The sequence below is a fragment of the Agromyces sp. NPDC055661 genome (assembly GCF_053618135.1).
Genome location: NZ_JBSHHC010000002.1, coordinates 746,606 through 768,370, shown reverse-complemented (window position 1 = coordinate 768,370; position 21,765 = coordinate 746,606). Strand labels below are relative to the sequence as shown.

Below are 21,765 nucleotides of genomic sequence, written 5' to 3'. Positions count from 1 at the left end.
CCGTGCTATTCGCCGATGGGGCGGAGCCGGAGCTTGTCCTCGTTGATCTCGTGGAGCGCGACCGACAGCGGCTTGTCGTCGATCGACGAGTCGACGAGCGGCCCGACGTTGTCGAAGAGGCTGCCCTCGTGCAGGTCCGCGTAGTAGTCGTTGATCTGGCGCGCGCGCTTCGACGCGAAGATCACGAGCTGGTACTTCGAGTCGACCTTCGAGAGCAGGTCGTCGATGGGCGGATCGATGATGCCGGACAGCTTCTCAGCCATGGAGGAACTCCTTCAGACGGAACGGGCGCACCGGAGTGCGCGGAAAGTCGTAGCCCGGGCAGCTCAACGCCGACCCTTGCGGGGCCTCATCAAGTCTACGACCTTTTGCGCGGCCTCGCCGACGTCGTGGTTGACCACCTGGTGGTCGAACTCGTCGACGGCCGCGAGCTCGACCTTCGCGGTCTCGAGCCGGCGCTGCTGCTCGGCGGGGCTCTCGGTGCCGCGGCCGACGAGGCGGCGCACGAGCTCGTCCCACGTCGGCGGCAGCAGGAACACGAGCGTCGCCTCGGGCATCGCGCGGCGCACCGAACGGGCGCCCTGGATGTCGATCTCGAGCAGCACGCTGTCGCCGGCGGCGATCGCCTGCTCGACCGCGCGGCGCGGCGTGCCGTACCGGTACGCGTTGTGCACGGTCGCCCACTCGAGCAGTTCGCCCGTGTCGACCATGCGGTCGAACTCGGCGTCGTCGACGAAGAAGTAGTGCTCGCCCTCGACCTCGCCCGGACGCGGTGCACGCGTGGTGGCCGACACCGAGAGCCGCACGTCGGGGTGGTGACGGCGGATGTAGCCGGCCACGGTGCCCTTGCCGACGGCCGTCGGGCCCGCGAGAACGACGAGGCGGTCGCCCGTGCCGCCGTGGGTGGCGATCCACTCGGCGACGAACTCGCGCAGCCGGCGGCGCTGCAGGCGCCCGAGGCCGCCGAGGCGCTTCGACGTCGCGATCTCGAGGTCCTGCATGATGCGCGCGCTCTTCGTCGCGCCGATCGCAGGGATCGACGTGAGGAACTCGGGCACGCGCAGGCGGCCCTCGACCCCCTCGGGCGCCTCGTAGGCGACGCGCAGCACGTCGAGCGGGCTGCGCAGGCCGCTCGCGATGTCGGCCTTCACGGCGGCTCGGGCCCGGCGCGCGGCGACGGCGGCGCGGGATGCCGCGACCCGGTCGACCTCGGGCGGGCTCGAGGGGCCGGCGGTCTTCGTCGTGGTGGTGTCAGGCAATCGCCGCTCCGTACTCGTCGACGCGACGCGCGAGGACGTCGCCCAATCCGTCGGGCCCCGCCATGAGCAGCGACCGCGACTCGTTCGCGACCACGCCCCCGGCGTACGAGCCGAAGCGGGCCCGGATGTCGCGGGGCTCCGCCCCCTGGTGGCCGAACCCGGGCGCCAGCACCGGCAGGCCCGGGCGCGGCGGCTCGCCGTCGATGTCGATGCCGGCCGACGGGAGGTCTGTGGTGGCGCCGAACACGACGCCGATCGAGCCGACCGCGTGCTCTGCAGCATCCGTGCGCCCCTGGTTCCAGCCGACCACGCCCTGCGTGATGGCCTGCGCGACCGTGGAGCCGGCGCGGCTGGACTGCTGCAGCACGGCCCGCTGGATGGCGGCGGCCTCGGGGTTCGAGGTCGCGGCGAGCACGAAGAGCCCCTTGCCCGCGGCTTCGGCGGAGGTCATGACCTGCTCGATCGAGCCGAGGCCCTGGTAGGCGCTGATCGTCATGGCGTCGGCCTCGAGGCTCGACCCCGGGCGCAGCCACGCCTCGCCGTAGGCCTCGACGGTCGAGCCGATGTCGCCGCGCTTCACGTCGGCGATCACGAGGAGGCCGGCGTCGCGCGCCTCGGCGAGTAGCCGCTCGAGCACGGCGTAGCCCGCCGCGCCGTGCCGCTCGAAGAACGCGACCTGCGGCTTCACGATGCCGATCCGACCCGCCGCCGTCTCGATGGCGCGCAGGCCGAGCTCTCGCACGCCCTCGGCGGAGTCGGGCTGGCCCCAGGCTGCGAGCACGGACGCGTGCGGGTCGAGGCCGAGGCAGAGATGGCCGTAGGCCGCGAAGACGGCCTCGAGCCGCTCGCCGAACGGCGTCACGCTGTCGGCCTTCACGCGGGCACCTCCCGGCGGGCGCCGTACTCCTGCAGGCTCGTCACCTCGAACCCGCCGCGCACGGCGTCGAGCGAGGCGACGGCCGCCGAGAGCTCGGCGATCGTCGTGAACAACGGGATGTCGGCCGCGACCGCCGCGGCGCGGATCTCGTAGCCGTCGGCGCGTGCCGACCGGCCGCTCGGGGTGTTCACGACCACGTCGACCTCGCCGAGGTGGATGAGCTCCACGACGGAGGACGCATCGGCGGTGGGCTTGTCGCTGAACTTCAGCACCTCGCGCGCGCGGATGCCGTTGCGGCGCAGCACCTCCGCGGTGCCCTCGGTCGCCGCGATGTCGTACCCGAGCTGCTGCAGGCGCAGGACCGGGAGGATGATGGCGCGCTTGTCGCGATCGGAGACCGAGACGAAGACCGTGCCCGACAGCGGCATCCCGCCGTAGGCCGCCAACTGGCTCTTCGCGAACGCGGTCGGGAAGTCGCGGTCGATGCCCATGACCTCGCCCGTCGAGCGCATCTCGGGGCCGAGCACCGAGTCCACCATGATGCCCTCGCGCGTGCGGAAGCGGTGGAACGGCAGCACGGCCTCCTTGACGGCGACGGGCGCGTCGAACGGCACCCTCGAGCCGTCGGATGCCGGGAGCATGCCCTCGGCGATCAGCTCGGCGATCGTCGCCCCCACCATGATGCGCGAAGCGGCCTTGGCGAGCGGGATGCCGAGCGCCTTCGACACGAACGGCACGGTGCGGCTCGCGCGCGGGTTCGCCTCGAGCACGTAGAGCACGCCCGCGGCGACGGCGAACTGCACGTTGAGCAGGCCCCGCACGCCGACGCCCTCGGCGATGGCGCGGGTCGCCACGCGCACGCGGTCGACCTCGGCGCGGCCGAGCGTGACGGGCGGCAGCGTGCAGCTCGAGTCGCCGGAGTGGATGCCGGCCTCCTCGATGTGCTCCATGACGCCGCCGATGTAGAGGTCGGTGCCGTCGTACAGCGCGTCGACGTCGATCTCGATGGCGTCGTCGAGGAAGCGGTCGACGAGCAGCGGGTGGCTCGGGCCGACGATGCCCTGGCCCTCGATGCGGGTGAAGTAGTCCGCGAGCGACGCGGTGTCGTACACGATCTCCATGCCGCGACCGCCGAGCACATAGCTCGGGCGCACGAGCACGGGGTAGCCGATGCCCTCGGCCACGTGCACCGCGCCGGCGAGGTCGATCGCCGTGCCGTTGCGCGGGGCGAGCAGCCCGGCCGTGTCGAGGATGCCGGAGAAGAGCCCCCGCTCCTCCGCGAGGTCGATGGCCGACGGGCTCGTCCCGAGGATCGGCACGCCGGCCGCCTCGAGGCCCTTCGCGAGCCCGAGCGCCGTCTGGCCGCCGAGCTGCACGACGACGCCGACGAGCTCGCCGGTCTGCGACTCGGCGTGGATCACCTCGAGCACATCCTCGAGCGTGAGCGGCTCGAAGTAGAGGCGGTCGCTCGTGTCGTAGTCGGTCGAGACCGTCTCGGGGTTGCAGTTGATCATGATCGTCTCGAATCCGGCCTCGGAGAGCGCGAACGACGCGTGCACGCACGAGTAGTCGAACTCGACGCCCTGCCCGATGCGGTTCGGGCCCGAGCCGAGGATGACGACCTTGCGGCGGTCGCTCGGCTCCACCTCGGTCTCGAGGTCGTAGCTCGAGTAGTGGTACGGCGTGAGCGCCGGGAACTCCCCCGCGCAGGTGTCGACGGTCTTGTACACCGGCCGGATGCCGAGGATGTGGCGGACCTCGCGGGCGTCGGCCTCGCCGAAGCCGCGGAGCTGGCCGATCTGCGCATCCGAGAAGCCGTGGTCCTTCGCGAGCAGCAGCGTGTCGTGGTCGAGCGCCTCGGCGTTCGCCACGGCCTGCGCCACCTCGTTGATGAGCACGATCTGGTCGAGGAACCACGGGTCGATCTTGGTGGCCTCGAACAGCTCCTCGACCGTGGCGCCCTTGCGCAACGCCTGCTGCACGAGCACGATGCGTCCGTCGGTGGGCGTGCGGCTCGCCTCGACGAGCTCGGCGACGCTGCGGTCCTCGTCGCCCCAGTGGAACGACGACCCGCGCTTCTCGAGCGAGCGCAGCGCCTTCTGCAGCGCGGTGGCGTAGTTGCGGCCGATCGCCATGGCCTCGCCCACGGACTTCATGGTCGTCGTCAGCGTCGGGTCGGCGGCGGGGAACTTCTCGAACGCGAACCGCGGCACCTTCACGACGATGTAGTCGAGCGTCGGCTCGAAGCTCGCCGGCGTCACGCGCGTGATGTCGTTCGGGATCTCGTCGAGGCGGTAGCCGATCGCGAGCTTCGCGGCGATCTTCGCGATCGGGAAGCCCGTGGCCTTGGACGCGAGCGCCGACGACCGCGACACCCGGGGGTTCATCTCGATGACGATGATCCGGCCGGTCTCGGGGTTCACCGCGAACTGGATGTTGCAGCCGCCGGTGTCGACGCCCACGGCGCGGATGATGTCGATGCCGATGTCGCGGAGGCGCTGGTACTCGCGGTCGGTCAGGGTGAGCGCGGGCGCCACCGTGATCGAGTCGCCGGTGTGCACGCCGACCGGGTCGACGTTCTCGATCGAGCAGACGACGACCGTGTTGTCGGCCGTGTCGCGCATGAGCTCGAGCTCGTACTCCTTCCAGCCGAGGATCGACTCCTCGAGGAGCACCTCGGTGGTGGGCGAATCGTGCAGGCCCTGCGTCACGATGCGGACGAGCTCCTCCTCGGTGTACGCGAAGCCCGAGCCGAGGCCGCCCATGGTGAACGAGGGGCGCACCACGAGGGGGTACCCCAGGTCCTTGGCGAACTCCTTTGCCTGCTCGAGCGTCGTCGCCACGTGCGAGCGCGCCACGTCGGCGCCGGCCTCGATCACGAGGTCCTTGAAGAGCTGCCGGTCCTCGCCCTTGCGGATGGCGTCGACCTTCGCGCCGATGAGCTCGACGCCGTGCTTGTCGAGGATGCCGGCGTCGTGCAGCGCGATCGCCGCGTTGAGCGCGGTCTGGCCGCCCAGCGTCGGCAGCACCGCATCGGGTCGCTCCTTCACGATGATCGACTCGATGATCTCGGGGGTGATCGGCTCGATGTAGGTGGCGTCGGCGAAGCCGGGGTCGGTCATGATCGTGGCCGGGTTCGGGTTCACGAGGATGACGCGCACGCCCTCGGCGCGCAGCACCCGGCACGCCTGGGTGCCGGAGTAGTCGAACTCGGCGGCCTGTCCGATGACGATCGGGCCGGACCCGATGACGAGGACGCTCTGGATGTCGTCGCGCTTGGGCATCAGGCGTGGTCTCCCTCGGTGGTCCGATCGGTGGCTGTGCTGGTCGACGTCCGGATGACCATGTCGCGGAACCGGTCGAAGAGGTAGTTGGCGTCGTGCGGGCCGGCCGCCGACTCGGGGTGGTACTGCACCGAGAACGCCGGGATGTCGAGGCAGTTCAGCCCCTCCACGACGTTGTCGTTGAGGTCGTAGTGGCTGACCTCGACACGGCCGAAGCCCTCGCTCGACTCGCTCACGCGGTCGATGGGCGCGTCGACGGCGAAGCCGTGGTTGTGCGCCGTGATCTCGACCCGGCCCGTGGCCTTGTCGAGCACCGGCTGGTTGATGCCGCGGTGGCCGAACGGCAGCTTGTAGGTGCCGAAGCCGAGCGCGCGCCCGAGCAGCTGGTTGCCGAAGCAGATGCCGAAGTACGGCAGTCCCTCGCGTAGGGTGGTGCGCAGCAGCTCGACGTGCCGGTCGGATGCCCCCGGGTCGCCGGGCCCGTTGGAGAAGAACAGGGCGTCGGGCTCGAGCGCGAGCACCTCCTCCGCCGTCACCGACTGCGGCACGACGTGCACGTCGAAGCCGCGCTCGGCGAGGAAGTCCAACGTCGACCGCTTCACCCCGAGGTCGAGCACGGCCACCGAGCCGACGCGCTCGCCCTGGGCGGGCAGCGTGTACGACTCGGTCGTGGACACCGTGTCCGACAGGTTGCGGCCGGCCATCTCGGCGCCGCCGAGCACGAGCTCGAGCTGCTCGCCGTGCGTGAGCACCGCGGCGTCGCCCGAGAAGATCCCGGCGCGCATGGCGCCCGCCGAGCGGATGTGGCGGGTGACCGCGCGGGTGTCGATGCCGCTGATGCCGACGACGCCCGCCGCCTCGAGGTCGTCGTCGAGGCTGCGCTGCGAGCGGAAGTTCGACACGACCCGGGAGGGGTCGCGCACGACGAAGCCCGCCACCCACAGCTTCGAGGACTCCATGTCCTCGTCGTTCATGCCCGTGTTGCCGATGTGCGGCGCGGTCATCATCACGATCTGGCCGGCGTACGACGGGTCGGTCAGGGTCTCCTGGTAGCCCGTCATGCCGGTCGCGAAGACCGCCTCGCCGAGCGTGACGCCGCGGGCGCCGTAGGCGCGTCCCTCGTACCGCCGTCCGTCCTCGAGCACGAGCACGGCGGGCTCGTTCGTGCGGGTCAGGGTCTCAGTCATCCGAGGCCTCGCTCTCCTGTTGCTGGTCCGGCCGCGTCGCGACGTGCGCGGCGGCGATGTCGTTGACGGCGGCGATGATGCGCGCCGGGTCGCCCGGGTACCGGGCCCTGAGGTAGCTGTCGACGTGCGGTGCCTCGGCCTCGGGGTCGGCCGTGTGCGCGATCCACGTGACGGCGATCAGGCCCTCGGGCTCGACGCCCCGGTCGATCGCGTAGGTGGCCTCGCCGGCGGCGACGAGGCGCTCGGCGGGCAGCCACGTGGGCGGCTCCCCCGCGATCCGGAGCACGAGGCCCTCGGGCGACAGCTCGATGCGGGCGGCGCCGCGGAACGCGAGCCCCTGCACCGCGAGCCGCTCGAGCGGCTGGCTCGCCGGCGTCGTCGCCACGTAGAGGACCTCGGTCTCGAACATCGGCGCCGGCAGGGTGGCGGGCACCGGGTATGCCGAGAGCGTCTCGTCGCGCTCGGTGCGTCGCCGCCACGACCGGATCATGAGCCACGCGACCACGGCGATGATCGCGACGGCGACGACCGCGCCGATCCACTCACCCACGGGCGACCTCCCGCTGGGCGGCGAGGCGCGCGACCTCGTCGGCGGGGCGCACCGCGCCGTCGAGCACGGTCGCGTAGCCGGCGTGGAACGTGGCGACCACGCGCCCGGGCAGACGACGTCCGAGGTAGGGCGAGTTCACGCTGCGCCCGGCGAGGCGGTCGAGGCCGAACTCGGATGCCGCTGCCGGGTCGTAGAGCACGACCTCCGCGGGCGCGCCGGCGGCGATGGCCTGCCCGTGGCCGGCGAGCCGCCCGATGCGGGCCGGGGTGGCCGAGAGCACGCGCGCGACGTCCGCCCAGTCCAGCAGGCCGTTCTCGACGACCGCGGCGTGCACGACCGACAGCGCCGACTCGAGGCCGACCATGCCGTTCGCGGCCGCGTCCCACTCGCTCTCCTTCGCCTCGACCGGGTGCGGGGCGTGGTCGGTGGCGACGATGTCGATGGTGCCGTCGGCGAGCGCGGCGCGCAGGGCCTCGACGTCTTCGGCGCGGCGGAGCGGCGGGTTCACCTTGTAGCGGGGGTCGTAGCTCGAGACGAGGTCCTCGGTGAGGAGCAGGTGGTGCGGGGTGACCTCGGCGGTGACGTCGATGCCGCGGGCCTTCGCCCAGCGGATCACCTCGACCGATCCGGCCGTGGACACGTGGCACACGTGCAGGCGGCTGCCGACGTGCTCGGCGAGCAGCACGTCGCGCGCGATGATCGACTCCTCGGCGACGGCGGGCCAGCCCGCGAGTCCGAGCTCGCCCGAGAGCGCACCCTCGTTCATCTGGGCGCCCTGCGTGAGGCGCGGCTCCTGCGCGTGCTGGGCGATGACCCCGTCGAACGCCTTGACGTACTCGAGGGCGCGTCGCATCAGCAGCGGATCGGAGACGCAGAACCCGTCGTCGCTGAACACGCGGACGTGGGCGCGGGACCGGGCCATGGCGCCGAGCTCGGCGAGCTGCTCGCCCTTGAGGCCGACGGTGACCGCGCCGATGGGTTGCACGGTGGCATAGCCGGCGTCGCGGCCGAGGCTCGCCTCCTGCTCGACGACGCCGGCGGTGTCGGCCACCGGGAAGGTGTTGGCCATGGCGAACACCGCGGTGAACCCGCCGGCGGCCGCGGCCTGCGTGCCGGTGAGCACCGTCTCGCTCTGCTCGTAGCCGGGTTCGCGCAGGTGCGTGTGCAGGTCGACGAGGCCGGGGAGGGCGATGAGCCCGTCCGCGTCGACGACCGTCGCGCCCGCAGCATCCGCGTCGCCGCCGACCTCGGCGATGACGCCGTCGGCGAGCAGCAGGTCGGCGCGTTCGCCCGTGGGCAGGGTCGCACCCGTGATGAGGAAGCGCTCGGTCATCAGCCCTCACCCCGTTCGCCGGACAGCAGCACGTAGAGGGCGGCCATTCTCACTGATACTCCGTTCGCGACCTGCTCGCGCACCGTCGACTGCGGCGAATCGGCGACGCGGGCGGCGATCTCCAGCCCACGGTTCATCGGGCCGGGGTGCATGACCATCGTAGTCGGGGGCAGCCGGTCGAACCGGGCGTCGTCGAGCCCCCACGTGCGTGCGTACTCGCGGCTGTTCGGGAAGAACGCGGCCTGCATGCGCTCCGCCTGGATGCGGAGCATCATGACGACCTCGGGCTCGCCCGCGAGCGCCGGGTCGAGGTCGTAGCCGACGCGCGCCGGCCAACCGGCGGTGTCGACCGGCACGAGCGTCGGCGGGGCGACGAGCTCCACCTCTGCGCCGAGCGTGTCCAACAGCCACACGTTCGAGCGGGCGACGCGCGAGTGCAGGATGTCGCCGACGATCACCACGCGGACGCCGTCGAGGTCGCGCCCGCGCGACGCGCTGCCGTGCAGGCGGCGCCGGATCGTGAACGCGTCGAGGAGCGCCTGGGTCGGATGCTCGTGCGTGCCGTCGCCGGCGTTCACGACGCCCGCGTCGATCCACCCGCTCGTGGCGAGCGTCTGCGGGGCGCCCGAGGCCGGGTGGCGGATGACGACGCCGTCGGCGCCCATCGCCTGGAGTGTCTGCGCGGTGTCCTTCAGGCTCTCGCCCTTCGAGACGCTCGAGCCCTTGGCGCTGAAGTTGATGACGTCGGCCGAGAGGCGCTTGGCGGCCGCCTCGAACGAGATGCGGGTGCGCGTGGAGTCCTCGAAGAAGAGGTTGACGACCGTCTTGCCGCGCAGCGTCGGCAGCTTCTTCATCTCGCGCTCCTGCACGGCCGCCATGTCCTCGGCGATGTCGAGCAGGGCGATGGCGTCGTCGCGGGCCAGGTCCTTCGTGGAGAGCAGGTGGCGCATCAGTCCTCGCCCCCGTCGATGGTGACGGCGTCGTCGCCGTCGATCTCGGCGAGGCGCACGTGGATGCGCTCGCGCGCCGAGCTCGGCAGGTTCTTGCCCACGAAGTCCGCACGGATCGGGAACTCGCGGTGCCCGCGGTCGACGAGCACGGCGAGCCGCACGGCCCTGGCCCGGCCGAGGTCGGCGAGCGCGTCGAACGCGGCGCGGATCGTGCGGCCCGAGTAGAGCACGTCGTCGACGAGCACCACGGTGGCTCCGTCGATGCCCCCGGCGGGGACCGAGGTCGGCTGCGGCGCGCGCGTCGGGTGCCGGTCGAGGTCGTCGCGGTACATGGTCACGTCGAGCGCGCCGGCCGGCACGTCGGATGCCGCGATGCGGCCGATGATCGCGGCGAGGCGCTCGGCGAGCACGACGCCACGGGTGGGGATGCCGAGGAGGACGAGCCGTTCGGCTCCGCGATTGGATTCGAGGATCTCGTGGGCGATGCGAGTGATCGCCCGATCGATGTCAGCCTGCTGCAGCACGGTGCGCACAGCCATGCGGACTCCCTTCTCCGCCTCACAGGACGGGCTTCAAGGTTGCCTTCCCGAAGAGCCTACCAGCCGGGCGATGGCCGCCCGCGCGGCACCGGCGTAGCATCGGCGGCATCGGGCGCGGCGCGGCGCCCGTCGCGAGGACGGAGAGCACCATGGCCGGCAGCGGCACCGCCGAGGATCCCTGGCAGCTGACGACGCCACCCGGGACGTCGTCCTACACGATGTACCGCGACGAGTCGGCAGATCCGCCGGCGCTCGTCTGCGTCGTCGGATCGACGACGCTGAAGTACCACCTGTCGGCGATCGACGACCTCGCGGCGTGGCTGCGCGAGCAGGGCGACTGGGTGCCGCTCGGCGCCGCCGACGAGCAGAAGCCGGCCGCCGAGGGCACGGTCGAGGCATGGGGCCGGTCCGAGGACAACCCCGTCGGCGGCTGGTACGGCCTGCGCAAGGGCTACCGCGGCCGGTTCGGCATGTACCTGCCGCCCCTGCTCGAGGCGCTCGGCCTCGCCGAGCTCACGCACGACGCCCGCAACAACCGCATGCGCGCGACCTGATCGACCCGTGGGACGCCGAAGGGCGGAGCGCGTCGCGCTCCGCCCCTCGCAGGTGCGAACGGATCTCCGTCATCGTGCGGACCGCACCGGCCCGTGGAGCGCCTTCGAGGCGACCACGAGGGCGGCCGCGATGAGCACGACGTTCTTCAGCACGTACTGCCCGAGCAGTGTGGGCCCGGAGGCGGTGAACAGCTCGCCCGGGAAGAACACGAGCGGCGAGAGGATGCCGACGAACGCGATCGCGAGCATGACGAGGCCGAAGCGCGCGAACACGCCCGAGATGAGGGCGAGGCCGGCGACGGTCTCGATGATCGCGGTGAGCACGAGCGCGAGCTGGCCGCCGACGAGGCCGAACGTGAGGACGCCCCAGGTCGCCTCGACGAGCGACTCGAGCGGGCTCACGCCGGGGAAGAACTTCAGCACGCCGAAGGCGACGAACACGAGGCCGAGGGCGACGCGCAGCGCGGGGATGCTCCAGCGCTCGAGGAACGCCTTCAGCATCGCCTCGAGCGCGGCGAGGCGGTCGAGCACGCCGATGCGCGGGACCGGGACGGGACGGGGGCCGATGGGCTGGAGCCCGGGGGTGGTGGCGGGGATCGTGGACATGACGAAGGTGCTCCTTCCAGAGCGTGGATTCGAGTGGGAACGGCTCGCAGCAGTGCGGCGATATCCAGTGAACCGGTGCGCCCCACCCCGGCGGATCGGGGTTCTCGTGGGAATCCGGAGAGGGTTAACCCTCGATCCGTGCCGGGGTCACCACGTGCCGACGGCCCCGGCGATGGGCGGATCCGGCTAGGTTCGGCACATGCGACGACACCCCGCGAGGATGTGGAGCGTGGTCATCGCCCTCGTCGCCGCCGCGTGGGCGTTCTTCCTCCTGCCGCCGCAGCAGACGGCCTGGTCGGGTGCCGATGCACCGGCCTGGCTGCGCGCCCTCGACGCCATGCCGGTCTACCAGGGGCTGCGCGAGGCGCTCCCCGCCACGGGCTCGTCGGACGCGTACCTCGTGTTCGGCGCCGCGGCATCCGTGTCGTTCGCCCTGCTCTGGTTCGCGACCGGGCCCGTCTTCGCGGCCCTCGGCTGGAGCGGTCGCGTGCTCGGCGCGCTCCTGCTCGCGGCGGCGCCCATCACCCTGCTGAGCTACCTCAACCACCCGGCGGATGCCCCGGTGCACCTGCTCTGGGGAGCCGAGGCGTTCGCCCTGCTCGCCATCGGCCTGTGGGGCCTCGTCGTGGCGTTCGCCGCGCCGCGGGGTCGCGGCATCCCCGTGTGGGAGCGGATCCTCGTCGGATCGACGCTCGCCGTCATCGTGGTCGCGACCATCGCGTTGGGCTACTGGCCGCATGGCAGCCTCGTGGGCCTCGGGCTCGAGGCCGCCGTGCTCGCCGGGTTCGCGCCGCGATGGGCGGTGGAGCCGCCACGGCCGAGGCCGGCAGGACCTCCCGAATGGAACTGAGGCGCCGCGCCGACTAGGCCTTCGCGTGCGAGATCGCCGCGAGCAGGCCGTTCACGAAACCGGCCGAGTCGTCGGTCGACAGCACGGTCGCCGCCTCGACGGCCTCGGAGATCGCCACGGGGTCGGGCACCTCGTCGTTGTAGAGGATCTCCCAGACGCCGATCCGCAGCAGCGCGCGGTCGACCGCCGGCATGCGCTCGAGGGTCCATCCGCGCGAGTGCGTCATGATGAGCTCGTCGATCTCCTCGCGGTGGTCGACGATGCCGTCGACGATCTCACGGGCGTACAGCCACGACGCCTGGCGCTCGGGCTCGTTGACGGCGCGCTCGGCCTCGGCGGCCAGCACCTGCTCGACCGGGACCTGGCGCATGTCCGCCGAGTACAGCATGTCGAGCGCGCGCTTGCGCGCCTTGGTGCGGGCGCTCACTAGTCGTTCACGCGGCCGAGGTACTCACCCGAGCGGGTGTCGACCTTGACCTTGGTGCCGGTCTCGAGGAAGAGCGGGACCTGGATCTCGTACCCGGTCTGGACGGTCGCGGGCTTGGTGCCGCCGGTCGAGCGGTCGCCCTGCAGGCCGGGCTCGGTGTAGGTGATCTCGAGCACGACCGAGGCGGGGAGGTCGACGTAGAGCGGGTTGCCGTTGTTCAGGGCGATCGTCACGGCCTGGTTCTCGAGCATGAAGTTGGCGGCGTCGCCGACGACCGTCGACGGCACCGTGATCTGGTCGTAGTCGGTCGCGTCCATGAACACGAAGCCGTCGCCGTCGTTGTAGAGGTAGGTGAAGTCGCGGCGGTCGACGTTCTCGATGTCGACCTTGGCGCCCGCGTTGTACGTGCGGTCGACGACCTTGCCGGTCACGACGTTCTTGAGCTTCGTGCGGACGAACGCGCCGCCCTTGCCGGGCTTGACGTGCTGGAACTCGATGACGCTCCAGAGCTGGCCGTCGATGCTCAGGACGACGCCGTTCTTGATGTCCGCGGTGCTTGCCATGGGGAAGGGGTTCCGATCGATCGTGGGAAGTCAGAGGGCACGACGGATTCGCGTGCGACTGATCGAGTGTAGTCGACTCAGCCGAGCGTACGCAGGACCCAGTCGACCGCGAGGCGGTAGGAGTCGGCGCCGAAGCCCGCGATCACGCCGGTCGCGACGCCCGAGATCACGCTCGTGTGGCGGAACTCCTCGCGTGCGTGCGGGTTCGAGAGGTGCACCTCCACGAGCGGCACGCCCGCCTGCTTCAGCTGCGCCGCCGCGTCGCGCAGCGCGTAGCTGTAGTGCGTGAACGCGGCGGGGTTGAGCACCACCGGCAGGCGTCGGTCGACGGCCTCGTGGATCCAGCCGATGAGCTCGGCTTCGTCGTCGGTCTGCCGCAGGTCGATCTCGACGTCGTCGGGCACGGATGCCGCGAGCCCCGCGCCGATGTCGGCGAGCGTCTCCGAGCCGTACACCTCGGGCTCGCGCGTGCCGAGGCGTCCGAGGTTGGGCCCGTTCAGCACGAGGATCGTGGTCATGCGGCCAGCCTAGCCAGCCCGCCGGTCGAGGAGCGCGCGGAGCAGGCGTCTCGAGATCCGTGGACCTCGCGGCCCTCGAGCCCGCTCAGGACCCGATCTCCTGGTACGCGGCGAACAGCAGCGACTGGTCGGGCGCCTGCATCACGGTCGGCTTCGCGAGGTCGTCGAGCACGATGAACCGGAGCTGTCCGCCGCGCGCCTTCTTGTCGCGCTGCATGGTCGCGAGGAGCGTGTTCCACCGGCCGGCAGGGTAGCTCGTGGGCAGGCCGAGCAGGTCGAGGACGCGCTTGTGCCGGTCGGCGACCTCGTCGGAGAGGCGGCCCGAGAGACGGCCGAGCTCGGCCGCGAACGCCATGCCGACGGAGATCGCCGCGCCGTGCCGCCACTGGTAGCGCTCGGCGTGCTCGACCGCGTGGCCGAGGGTGTGGCCGTAGTTGAGGATCTCGCGCAGGCCCTGCTCGGTGAAATCCTCGGACACCACGTCGGCCTTCATCCGGATGGCGAGCTCGACGACCCGTCGGAACTCGGGCGACGTCGGGTCGGTCGCGAGCTCGGGATCGGCCTCGATGACGTCGAGGATCTCGGGGTACCGGATGAACCCGGCCTTCACGATCTCGGCGAAGCCGGCGAGGATCTCGTTGCGCGGCAGCGTTTCCAGCAGCTCGAGGTCGCAGAGCACCGCGGCGGGCGCGTGGAAGACGCCGACGAGGTTCTTGCCCTCGTTCGTGTTGATGCCGGTCTTGCCACCCACGGCCGCGTCGACCATGCCGAGCACGGTGGTGGGCACCTGCACGACCCGCACGCCGCGCAGCCAGGTGCCGGCGACGAATCCGGCGAGGTCGGTGATCGCCCCGCCGCCGAGCCCGACGATCGCATCGCTGCGCGTGAAGTCGGCCTGCCCGAGGATCTGCCAGCAGAACGCGGCGACCTCGATGCGCTTGCCCGCCTCGGCGTCGGGCACCTCGGCGAGCAGCACCTCGAAGCGGTCGCCGAGCTCCTCGCGCAGCGCCGCCGCACGGGCGCCGAGGGTCGGGGCGTGCACGACGAGCACCTTCCGCACGTTCGGGCCGAGCGCGTCGCCGAGCTCCGCGACGACGCCGCGGCCCACGACCACGTCGTATCCCGTGTCGCCGCCCACCCGGATCGCCGTGCGCGTCTCGCCTGCCGTCATGCTGCTCCTCCGAAGCGCCCGGTGATGTCGTCGACGATGCGTGCGACCGAGCGGCGCGACGTGTCGATGTCGAGGTCCGCGAGCTCCGCGTAGATGGGCTCGCGCTGTTCGAAGATGGCCGTCCACGCGCCGATACCGCCCTCGGCGATGAGCGGACGGTTGCCGCCGGAGAGCCGCGGGGCGACCGCCTCGGGGGTGACGCGCAACAGCACCACCTGGAGGTCGGCGAGGTCGGCGCGGGTGTCGGGGTGCAGCACGGCGCCGCCGCCGAGCGAGATCACGGCCTCCTCGTGCAGGGCCTCGGCGACGACCTCCCGCTCGATGATGCGGAAGTACTCCTCGCCCTCGCGCTCGAAGATCTCGTCGATGGGCCCGTACCGCTCCACGATGCGCTGGTCGGTGTCGATGAACGGCGCGCCGGCGGATGCCGCGAGCCGATGTCCGACGCGCGACTTGCCGGCGCCCATCGGGCCGATGAGCACGATGGGCAGGCTGACGCGGGCGCCCTCAGACACGATCGGCAGCGGTGTCCGCCGAGGCGATCTCGGTGCGGAGCGCCTCGGGGATGGACGCGAGGTACGACTCGAGGTTGCGACGCGTCTCGCCGACCGAGTCGCCCCCGAACTTCTCGAGCACCGCGTTGGCGAGGGTGAGTGCGACCATGGCCTCCGCGACGACGCCCGCGGCGGGCACGGCGCAGACGTCGGAGCGCTGGTGGTGCGCGGGCGCCGCCTCGCCGGTCGCGATGTCGATCGTCGGGAGGGCGCGCGGCACGGTCGCGATGGGCTTCATGCCCGCGCGCACCCGCAGCACGGTGCCGGTCGACATGCCGCCCTCCGTGCCGCCGGCGCGATCGCTGGCGCGGACGATGCGCCCGTCGCTGAGGTGCAGCTCGTCGTGGGCCGCCGAGCCGCGTCGGGTCGTGGTCGTGAACCCGTCGCCGACCTCGACGCCCTTGATCGCCTGGATGCCCATGAGGGCTGCGGCGAGCTGCGCGTCGAGCCGGCGGTCCCAGTGCACGTAGGAGCCGAGCCCCGGCGGCACGCCGTAGGCGAGCACCTCGACGACCCCGCCGAGCGTGTCGCCCTCCTTGTGCGCGAGGTCGACCTCGGCCACCATGCGGGCCGACGTCTCCTCGTCGAAGCACCGCAGGGGGTCGGCGTCGAGGCGGTCGACGTCGTCGGGCACCGGCAGCGGGCGGTCCTCGGGCACGCGCACCGGGCCCACGGCGATGGTGTGCGACACGAGGCGGATGCCGAGCTCCCCGAGGAACCCGCGGGCGACCGCGCCGAGGGCGACGCGCGCCGCGGTCTCGCGGGCGCTCGCCCGCTCGAGCACCGGACGGGCCTCGTCGAAGTCGTACTTCTGCATGCCGACGAGGTCGGCGTGGCCCGGGCGCGGGCGGGTCAGCGGCGCGCCGCGACCGCGTCCGAGCTTCTCGGGGTCGATCGGCTCGGGGCTCATGACCTCCTGCCACTTCGGCCACTCGGTGTTGCCGATGCGCAGGGCGATCGGGCTGCCGAGGGATTCGCCGTGACGCACGCCGCCCGAGATCGCGAGCTCGTCCTGCTCGAACTTCATGCGGGCGCCGCGCCCGTACCCGAGCTTGCGGCGCGCGAGATCGGCGCGGATGGAGTCGAGCGAGACGGGGATACCGGCGGGAAGACCCTCGAGGATCGCGACGAGCTCAGGGCCGTGCGACTCTCCGGCAGTGAGCCAACGGAGCATGGACTCCATCCTTCCACAGCGCGCTCAGAGCGCGCGGCGCATGACGTCCAGCACCGCCGCCTCGTCGGGCAGCGCCTGGAACGGGTCGCCCGACGTGAAGATCCGCACCTGCAGCAGGGCCTGGTGCAGCAGCATCCCGAGCCCGTGCACGACCGTGCCGTCGGCCTCGAGCCACTGCGACACGAGCCGCGTGGGCCAGGGCGCGTAGGCGACGTCGAACAACGTCGCGCGACGCAGGCCGGCGGATGCCTCGACGCCCGGGTCCGCGCCCCCGGGAAGCGTGCTCACCACGAGGTCGGCCTCCTCGAGCGTCGCGAGGTCGGCGATCGGACGGACGTCGACGGCCAGCCCGAGCCGCGCGCCGAGGTCGACGATCGGCCCGCCCGCCTCGGGCCGGCGCAGCAGCACCTGCACGGTCGCGGCGCCGAGCTCGGCCATGGCCGCGAGGGCGGATGCCGCGGTCGCTCCCCCGCCCACGAGCACGCCGTGGCGCACCAGCTCGCAGCCGGCCTCGCCGAGGGCGCGCACGATCCCGCCGACGTCGGTGTTGAAGCCGCGTCGGACCCCGTCGACGAGCAGTACGGTGTTGGCCGCGTGCGTGAGCGTGGCGAGCTCGTCCACCTCGTCGAGGAGCGGCAGCACGTCCTGCTTGAGCGGCATCGTGAGCGAGAGACCGCGCCACGACGCGTCCCGCGTGTCGAGGAACTCCGGCAGCCCGGCGCCGTCGAGCTCGATCGCCGTGTACACCCAGTCGAGTCCGAGCTGCTCGTAGGCGGCGCGGTGCAGCGCAGGGCTCTTCGAATGCGAGATCGGCGAACCCAGCACCGCGAGGCGCGTCGCCGCGTCACTCACAGTAGGCGGCGTTCTCTTCGCTCGCGGCGCACCAGGCCTGCAACTGCGCCACCGCGGCCTCGTGCTCCTCGACCGTGGTCGAGAACACCGTCTCGCCCGTCGCGAGGTTCACGGGGACGAAGAACAGCCAGCTTCCGTCGGCGGGATGGACGGCCGCGTTGATCGCGACGTCGCCCGGGTTGCCGATGGGTCCGATGGGGAGGCCGGGGTTGGCGTACGTGTTGTAGGGGTTCGACGCGTCGGCGCGCTCGGCGTCGGTGGTCCAGACCGTGTGGGTGTTGCCGGTGCCGTACGCCACCGTGGCATCCGACTCGAGGTTCATGCCCTGGTCGAGGCGGTTCTGGAAGACCCGGGCGACCTTCGGGAAGTCGTCGAGGTTGGAGCCGGCCTCGCGTTGCACGATCGACGCGAGCACGATCGTGTGCCAGCGCTGGTCGGCCGGCACGCCCGCAGCGTCGAGCGCCTCGAACTGGCGGTCGACGAGGGTCTGCAGCACGCCGTGCGCGTCGATGTCGGGATCGAGCGTGTAGGTCGCGGGGAACAGGAAGCCCTCGAGCATGGTCGCCTCGGCGGGCAGGCCGTAGTTCGCGGGCGGTTCCGCGGCGGCGGCCTGGAGGTCCTCGAGCGGGATGGAGGTGCCCTCCGAGATCGCGACGAGCACGTCGTCGATGGCCGTGCCCTCGGGGATCACGAACGTGTTCTCGAGCTTGTTCGCCGGATCCATGAGGGCGTCGAGGGCAGCCTTTGCGCTCATCTCCTCGGCGAGTCGGTACGCCCCGGGGTGGAACTCGGGCTCGGGGCTCTGTTCGAGCAGGAGGTCGTAGAACGCGTCGTAGGAGGCGGTGACGCCCTCGTCGACGAGGTTCTGGGCGATCGAGGATCCGGTGTCGCCCTCGTGGATCATGAAGGTCACCTCGCCGGTGCCCGTGCCGGAGTAGTCGGCCGCGGGCGTGAAGCGCTCGATGACCGCGTTGATCGGCCCCTGCAGGAAGAAGAACGCGCCGACCGCGAGTGCAGCCACGACGACGAGGCCGACGAGGCATCCCCAGGGGCCGCGGCGCTTGGTGCGCGCGTGCTCGGGATCGTGGTCGTGGAAGTCGGTCGCCGCGGCGGCGCGCCGCTCGGCGCGCGACGGCTTGCGCGGCTCGTACACCTCGGGCTCGGGCTCCTCGACGGCCCGGCGCTCCGCCTCGCGCGCCTCACGTCGGGTCATCGGCTGGTCGCCCGCTCCCCCGGAACCGATCGTCGAGGTCGGCCCGGTGGCCGAGCCGTTCGCGGCGTCGGGGGTGTCTCCGGCGAGGAGCGCGTGCCAGTCCGTCACCTCGCTCGGCGCGGCGCCGCGCGGCTCGTGGGGAAGGTGGGTCACAGGGGGGACGACCCTTCGTCTGTCGTGATCAGGCGGCCGGGCTCCCGGCCCGACGCCCGCTCCGTGTCGATGGCGTGTTGCAGAATGATAACGGCTGCAACTTGGTCGACGATGGGACGCTGACTTCGGCTCGACTTCCCCGAGGCCCGCAGCGCCTGCTGCGCGCTCACCGTAGAGAGCCGCTCGTCGACCAGCCGCACGGCCGAGCCCGCCGCCGCGAGCCGCCCGGCGAAGGCGATCGCGTCGTCGGTCGAGGCCGTCGGCGCGCCCGACAGCGAGAGCGGATTGCCGACCACGAGCTCGATCGCGTCGAACTCCTCGGCGAGCTCGAGGATGCGTCGGACGTCGGCGTCGCCGTCGACGTCGCGCGCGACCGTCTCGACGGGAACGGCGAGCAGCCCGCCGGCGTCGCAGCGTGCGACGCCGATCCGGGCTCGCCCGACGTCGATGCCGAGTCTCGCTCCCGAGCGCATGGGCCTACCGGCCGAGCTCGTGCTTCACCGCGTCGAGCGCCGCCGGGATCGCGGACACGTCGCTGCCGCCGCCCTGCGCGAGGTCGGGCTTGCCGCCGCCGCCTCCGCCGAGCACCGTGGCCATCGCCTTCGCGAGCGGTCCGGCGTTCACGCCGGCGTCCCGTGCGGCGGGCGAGGTGGCCACGATCGCGACGGGCTTGCCGCCGACGTCGGCCGCGAGTGCCACGACGGATGCCGCGTCGCCGAGCTTCGACCGCACCGCGGTCGCGAGCGACCGCAGCTCGTCACCCGAGCCGAGGCGTCCGACCGTCTCGGCCACGAGGAGCACGTCGCCCGTGCGCACCGCGTTCGCCGCGAGGGCGGGGACGCGGTCGCTCAGCGCCCGCGCCTCGAACTGCGCGATCTTCTTCTCGGCGGACTTCAGGCTCGACACGAGCTCGCCGACGCGGTCGACGAGCAGCTCGGGCCGCGTCTTCAGGCTGGTGCTGAGCTCGTTGACGAGCGCGCGCTCGGCTGCGAACCGCTGGAACGCCTCGCGACCGACGAGCGACTCGACGCGGCGGTTCGACGCGCCGACCGACGACTCGCCGACGATGTTGATCATGCCGATCTCGGAGCTCGACACCACGTGGGTACCCGCGCAGAGCTCGCGCGACCACGGGCCGCCGATGTCGACGACGCGCACGACGTCGCCGTACTTCTCGCCGAACAGGGCCATGGCGCCGAGCGACTTCGCCTCGTCGAGCGGCATCTCCCGGGTGAGCACCGGCAGGTTGTCGCGGATCGCGTTGTTCGAGATCTCCTCGATCTCGCTGCGGGTCTCGGGCGACAGGGCCGAGTTCCAGCCGTAGTCGAGGCGCAGGTAGCCGGCCTTGTTGAACGAGCCCGACTGGTGCGCGTTGGGGCCGAGCACCTGGCGCAGCGCCGCGTGCACGATGTGCGTGCCGGAGTGCGCCTGCGTCGCGCCGCGGCGGTAGTCCTCGTCGACGAGCGTGGTGGCGTGCTCGCCGACGGCGACCTCGCCGGAGGTCACCTTCACGGTGTGGCTGATGAGGCCCTTCACGGGCTTCTGCACGTCGAGCACCTCGAGCTCGAAGCCGTCGCCGACGATGCGGCCCTGGTCGGGGGCCTGGCCGCCCGACTCCGCGTAGAGCGAGGTCTCGGCGAGGATGACCTCCGCCGTCTGGCCCGCCAGCGCGACGGGCGCCGGCTGGCCGTCGACGAGGATGCCGAGCACGGTCGACTCGGTGGAAAGCTCGGAGTAGCCCGTGAAGATCGTCTCGCCCTTGGCGCGGAAGTCGCCGTACACCGACAGGTCGGCGAGCACCTTCTTCTTCGACTTCGCGTCGGCCTTCGCGCGCGTGCGCTGCGCCGTCATGAGCTCGTCGAACGCGCCGCGGTCGACCGACAGCCCGGCCTCCTCGGCCATCTCGAGCGTGAGCTCGATCGGGAAGCCGTAGGTGTCGTGCAGCAGGAACGCGGTGTCGCCCGCGAGCTCGTCGCGACCCGACTGCTTCGTGGACGCGACCGCGCCGTCGAGGATCGACGTGCCCGCCGCGAGGGTGCGGAGGAACGTCTCCTCCTCGCCGAGCGCGAGCTGCTCGATGTGCGCGTAGTCGCGTGCGACCTCGGGATACGCCGCCTTCATGGCGTCGCGGGACGCCGCGAAGAGCTCGCGGAACGTCGGGCCCTCGACCCCGAGCAGGCGCATCGCCCTGATGGTGCGGCGAAGCAGGCGGCGCAGGATGTAACCGCGGCCCTCGTTCGACGGGCTCACGCCGTCGCTCATGAGCATGAGCGCCGAGCGGACGTGGTCGGCGATGACGCGCATGCGCACGTCGTCCTCGTGATCGGCGCCGTAGCGGCGGCCCGAGAGCTCGGAAGCACGGTCGAGCACCGGTCGGACCTGGTCGATCTCGTACAGGTTGTCGACACCCTGCTTGATGAACGCGACGCGCTCGAGCCCCATGCCGGTGTCGATGTTCTTCTTCGGCAGCTCCTTGACGATGCGGAAGTCGGTCTTCGACTTCACGTCGTCGATGAGGTACTGCATGAACACGAGATTCCAGATCTCGACGTAGCGGTCGTCGTCGGTGGCGGGACCGCCGTCGATGCCGTACTCGGGTCCGCGGTCGAAGAAGATCTCCGAGCAGGGGCCGGCCGGGCCGGGCTGGCCGGTGTGCCAGTAGTTCGTGTCCTTGTCGAGGCGCTGGATGCGGTCGTCGGGCAGCCCCGCGACCTTCTTCCAGAGCTCGATGGCCTCGTCGTCGTCCTTGTAGACGGTGACCCAGAGGTCCTTCGGCTCGAATCCGTAGCCGCCGTCGGCCTCGGGCGTCGTGAGCAGCTCCCAGGCGAGGCTGATCGCCCCCTCCTTGAAGTAGTCGCCGAACGAGAAGTTGCCGTTCATCTGGAAGAACGTGCCGTGCCGAGGGGTCTTGCCGACCTCCTCGATGTCGTTCGTGCGGATGCACTTCTGCACGCTCGTCGCGCGCGGGTACGGCGACGGCACCAGCCCCGTGAGATACGGCACGAACGGCACCATGCCGGCGACCGTGAAGAGCAGTGTCGGGTCGTCGGAGACGAGCGAGGCGGAGGGCACGACGGTGTGGCCGCGCGCGGCGAAGAAGTCGAGCCAGCGCTGGCGGATGTCTGCGGTCTGCATGGTTCCGTTCTGGTTC

At 71.8% G+C, this 21,765-nt stretch carries 22 protein-coding genes; 2 read left to right on the top strand and 20 right to left on the bottom strand.

Translation table 11 applies throughout. The annotated features are described in order from the left end of the window. Positions 1-5: 5 nt before the first annotated feature. The 9 genes from rpoZ to pyrR all read right to left on the bottom strand — a co-directional run bounded on the left by rpoZ (position 6) and on the right by pyrR (position 9,979). Positions 6-263: a DNA-directed RNA polymerase subunit omega gene (gene rpoZ, locus ACWGO8_RS17170; RefSeq protein WP_067947279.1), complete on the bottom strand. Its 258-nt coding sequence runs from the start codon at positions 261-263 to the stop codon at positions 6-8. A 63-nt stretch (positions 264-326) separates the two neighbouring features. Continuing rightward, positions 327-1,259: a guanylate kinase gene (gmk, locus tag ACWGO8_RS17165; protein WP_452044195.1), complete on the bottom strand. Its 933-nt coding sequence runs from the start codon at positions 1,257-1,259 to the stop codon at positions 327-329. Beyond that, positions 1,252-2,136, bottom strand: a complete 885-nt coding sequence (pyrF, locus tag ACWGO8_RS17160) for an orotidine-5'-phosphate decarboxylase (RefSeq protein ID WP_452044194.1) — start codon at positions 2,134-2,136, stop codon at positions 1,252-1,254. The genes gmk and pyrF overlap by 8 nt, the downstream gene beginning before the upstream one ends. Continuing rightward, the gene (carB, locus tag ACWGO8_RS17155) at positions 2,133-5,420 is read right to left on the bottom strand and encodes a carbamoyl-phosphate synthase large subunit (protein ID WP_452044193.1); all 3,288 of its coding nucleotides are present in this window, start codon (positions 5,418-5,420) and stop codon (positions 2,133-2,135) included. Before carB ends, pyrF begins: the two co-directional genes overlap by 4 nt. Continuing rightward, positions 5,420-6,607, bottom strand: coding sequence for a glutamine-hydrolyzing carbamoyl-phosphate synthase small subunit (gene carA, locus ACWGO8_RS17150; RefSeq protein WP_452044192.1), 1,188 nt, complete (start codon positions 6,605-6,607; stop codon positions 5,420-5,422). The genes carB and carA overlap by 1 nt, the downstream gene beginning before the upstream one ends. Continuing rightward, positions 6,600-7,157, bottom strand: a complete 558-nt coding sequence (locus ACWGO8_RS17145; protein WP_452044191.1) for a PH-like domain-containing protein — start codon at positions 7,155-7,157, stop codon at positions 6,600-6,602. The genes carA and ACWGO8_RS17145 overlap by 8 nt, the downstream gene beginning before the upstream one ends. Next, positions 7,150-8,490 (bottom strand): dihydroorotase, encoded by a 1,341-nt coding sequence (locus tag ACWGO8_RS17140; RefSeq protein WP_452044190.1) that lies wholly within the window; start codon positions 8,488-8,490, stop codon positions 7,150-7,152. Before ACWGO8_RS17140 ends, ACWGO8_RS17145 begins: the two co-directional genes overlap by 8 nt. Beyond that, positions 8,490-9,440, bottom strand: coding sequence for an aspartate carbamoyltransferase catalytic subunit (locus tag ACWGO8_RS17135; RefSeq protein WP_452044189.1), 951 nt, complete (start codon positions 9,438-9,440; stop codon positions 8,490-8,492). The genes ACWGO8_RS17140 and ACWGO8_RS17135 overlap by 1 nt, the downstream gene beginning before the upstream one ends. Beyond that, positions 9,440-9,979 carry a bifunctional pyr operon transcriptional regulator/uracil phosphoribosyltransferase PyrR gene (gene pyrR / locus ACWGO8_RS17130; RefSeq protein WP_452044188.1) on the bottom strand — a complete coding sequence of 180 codons (540 nt, stop codon included), beginning with the start codon at positions 9,977-9,979 and terminating at the stop codon, positions 9,440-9,442. The genes ACWGO8_RS17135 and pyrR overlap by 1 nt, the downstream gene beginning before the upstream one ends. A gap of 149 nt (positions 9,980-10,128) precedes the next feature. Between pyrR and ACWGO8_RS17125 the strand changes: the two genes are divergently transcribed. After that, positions 10,129-10,533, top strand: a complete 405-nt coding sequence (locus tag ACWGO8_RS17125; RefSeq protein WP_452044187.1) for a DUF6855 family protein — start codon at positions 10,129-10,131, stop codon at positions 10,531-10,533. A 69-nt stretch (positions 10,534-10,602) separates the two neighbouring features. Here the strand turns inward: ACWGO8_RS17125 and ACWGO8_RS17120 are convergent, their stop codons facing one another. After that, complete coding sequence (locus tag ACWGO8_RS17120) at positions 10,603-11,139, bottom strand: DoxX family membrane protein (protein ID WP_452044186.1); 537 nt, start codon at positions 11,137-11,139, stop codon at positions 10,603-10,605. A gap of 229 nt (positions 11,140-11,368) precedes the next feature. Here ACWGO8_RS17120 and ACWGO8_RS17115 point away from each other — a divergent pair, with 229 nt between their 5' ends. Further along, positions 11,369-11,989, top strand: coding sequence for a hypothetical protein (locus ACWGO8_RS17115; RefSeq protein WP_452044185.1), 621 nt, complete (start codon positions 11,369-11,371; stop codon positions 11,987-11,989). Positions 11,990-12,002: 13 nt separating this feature from the next. Here the strand turns inward: ACWGO8_RS17115 and nusB are convergent, their stop codons facing one another. From nusB to alaS, 10 genes are all read right to left on the bottom strand, one after another. Continuing rightward, positions 12,003-12,416, bottom strand: coding sequence for a transcription antitermination factor NusB (gene nusB / locus ACWGO8_RS17110; RefSeq protein ID WP_452044184.1), 414 nt, complete (start codon positions 12,414-12,416; stop codon positions 12,003-12,005). Next, positions 12,416-12,979 (bottom strand): elongation factor P, encoded by a 564-nt coding sequence (gene efp / locus ACWGO8_RS17105; RefSeq protein ID WP_376954876.1) that lies wholly within the window; start codon positions 12,977-12,979, stop codon positions 12,416-12,418. The genes nusB and efp overlap by 1 nt, the downstream gene beginning before the upstream one ends. A 77-nt stretch (positions 12,980-13,056) precedes the next feature. Continuing rightward, complete coding sequence (locus ACWGO8_RS17100) at positions 13,057-13,497, bottom strand: type II 3-dehydroquinate dehydratase (protein WP_452044183.1); 441 nt, start codon at positions 13,495-13,497, stop codon at positions 13,057-13,059. An 85-nt stretch (positions 13,498-13,582) separates the two neighbouring features. Then, the gene (gene aroB, locus ACWGO8_RS17095; RefSeq protein WP_452044182.1) at positions 13,583-14,668 is read right to left on the bottom strand and encodes a 3-dehydroquinate synthase; all 1,086 of its coding nucleotides are present in this window, start codon (positions 14,666-14,668) and stop codon (positions 13,583-13,585) included. Then, entirely contained in the window at positions 14,665-15,183 is a 519-nt protein-coding gene (locus tag ACWGO8_RS17090; RefSeq protein WP_452044181.1) for a shikimate kinase, read from the bottom strand. Before ACWGO8_RS17090 ends, aroB begins: the two co-directional genes overlap by 4 nt. Next, the gene (aroC, locus tag ACWGO8_RS17085) at positions 15,176-16,396 is read right to left on the bottom strand and encodes a chorismate synthase (protein ID WP_452044180.1); all 1,221 of its coding nucleotides are present in this window, start codon (positions 16,394-16,396) and stop codon (positions 15,176-15,178) included. Before aroC ends, ACWGO8_RS17090 begins: the two co-directional genes overlap by 8 nt. Before the next feature lie 24 nt (positions 16,397-16,420). Further along, on the bottom strand, positions 16,421-17,248 hold the full coding sequence (locus tag ACWGO8_RS17080; protein WP_452044179.1) for a shikimate dehydrogenase: 828 nt from the start codon (positions 17,246-17,248) through the stop codon (positions 16,421-16,423). After that, the gene (gene mltG, locus ACWGO8_RS17075) at positions 17,241-18,614 is read right to left on the bottom strand and encodes an endolytic transglycosylase MltG (protein WP_452044178.1); all 1,374 of its coding nucleotides are present in this window, start codon (positions 18,612-18,614) and stop codon (positions 17,241-17,243) included. The genes ACWGO8_RS17080 and mltG overlap by 8 nt, the downstream gene beginning before the upstream one ends. Beyond that, positions 18,611-19,087: a Holliday junction resolvase RuvX gene (ruvX, locus tag ACWGO8_RS17070; RefSeq protein ID WP_376954882.1), complete on the bottom strand. Its 477-nt coding sequence runs from the start codon at positions 19,085-19,087 to the stop codon at positions 18,611-18,613. The genes mltG and ruvX overlap by 4 nt, the downstream gene beginning before the upstream one ends. Before the next feature lie 4 nt (positions 19,088-19,091). Continuing rightward, positions 19,092-21,749, bottom strand: a complete 2,658-nt coding sequence (gene alaS, locus ACWGO8_RS17065; RefSeq protein ID WP_452044177.1) for an alanine--tRNA ligase — start codon at positions 21,747-21,749, stop codon at positions 19,092-19,094. Positions 21,750-21,765 lie beyond the last annotated feature (16 nt).

Coding starts and splice junctions, on each gene's coding strand:
- ACWGO8_RS17135 (WP_452044189.1), bottom strand. CDS start 9,440: ATGCGCCACCTGCTCTCCACGAAGGACCTGGCCCGCGACGACGCCATC.
- ACWGO8_RS17100 (WP_452044183.1), bottom strand. CDS start 13,497: ATGACCACGATCCTCGTGCTGAACGGGCCCAACCTCGGACGCCTCGGC.
- ruvX (WP_376954882.1), bottom strand. CDS start 19,087: ATGCGCTCGGGAGCGAGACTCGGCATCGACGTCGGGCGAGCCCGGATC.
- ACWGO8_RS17125 (WP_452044187.1), top strand. CDS start 10,129: ATGGCCGGCAGCGGCACCGCCGAGGATCCCTGGCAGCTGACGACGCCA.
- ACWGO8_RS17140 (WP_452044190.1), bottom strand. CDS start 8,490: ATGACCGAGCGCTTCCTCATCACGGGTGCGACCCTGCCCACGGGCGAA.
- aroC (WP_452044180.1), bottom strand. CDS start 16,396: ATGCTCCGTTGGCTCACTGCCGGAGAGTCGCACGGCCCTGAGCTCGTC.
- aroB (WP_452044182.1), bottom strand. CDS start 14,668: ATGACGGCAGGCGAGACGCGCACGGCGATCCGGGTGGGCGGCGACACG.
- rpoZ (WP_067947279.1), bottom strand. CDS start 263: ATGGCTGAGAAGCTGTCCGGCATCATCGATCCGCCCATCGACGACCTG.
- pyrR (WP_452044188.1), bottom strand. CDS start 9,979: ATGGCTGTGCGCACCGTGCTGCAGCAGGCTGACATCGATCGGGCGATC.
- efp (WP_376954876.1), bottom strand. CDS start 12,979: ATGGCAAGCACCGCGGACATCAAGAACGGCGTCGTCCTGAGCATCGAC.
- ACWGO8_RS17120 (WP_452044186.1), bottom strand. CDS start 11,139: ATGTCCACGATCCCCGCCACCACCCCCGGGCTCCAGCCCATCGGCCCC.
- carB (WP_452044193.1), bottom strand. CDS start 5,420: ATGCCCAAGCGCGACGACATCCAGAGCGTCCTCGTCATCGGGTCCGGC.
- alaS (WP_452044177.1), bottom strand. CDS start 21,749: ATGCAGACCGCAGACATCCGCCAGCGCTGGCTCGACTTCTTCGCCGCG.
- carA (WP_452044192.1), bottom strand. CDS start 6,607: ATGACTGAGACCCTGACCCGCACGAACGAGCCCGCCGTGCTCGTGCTC.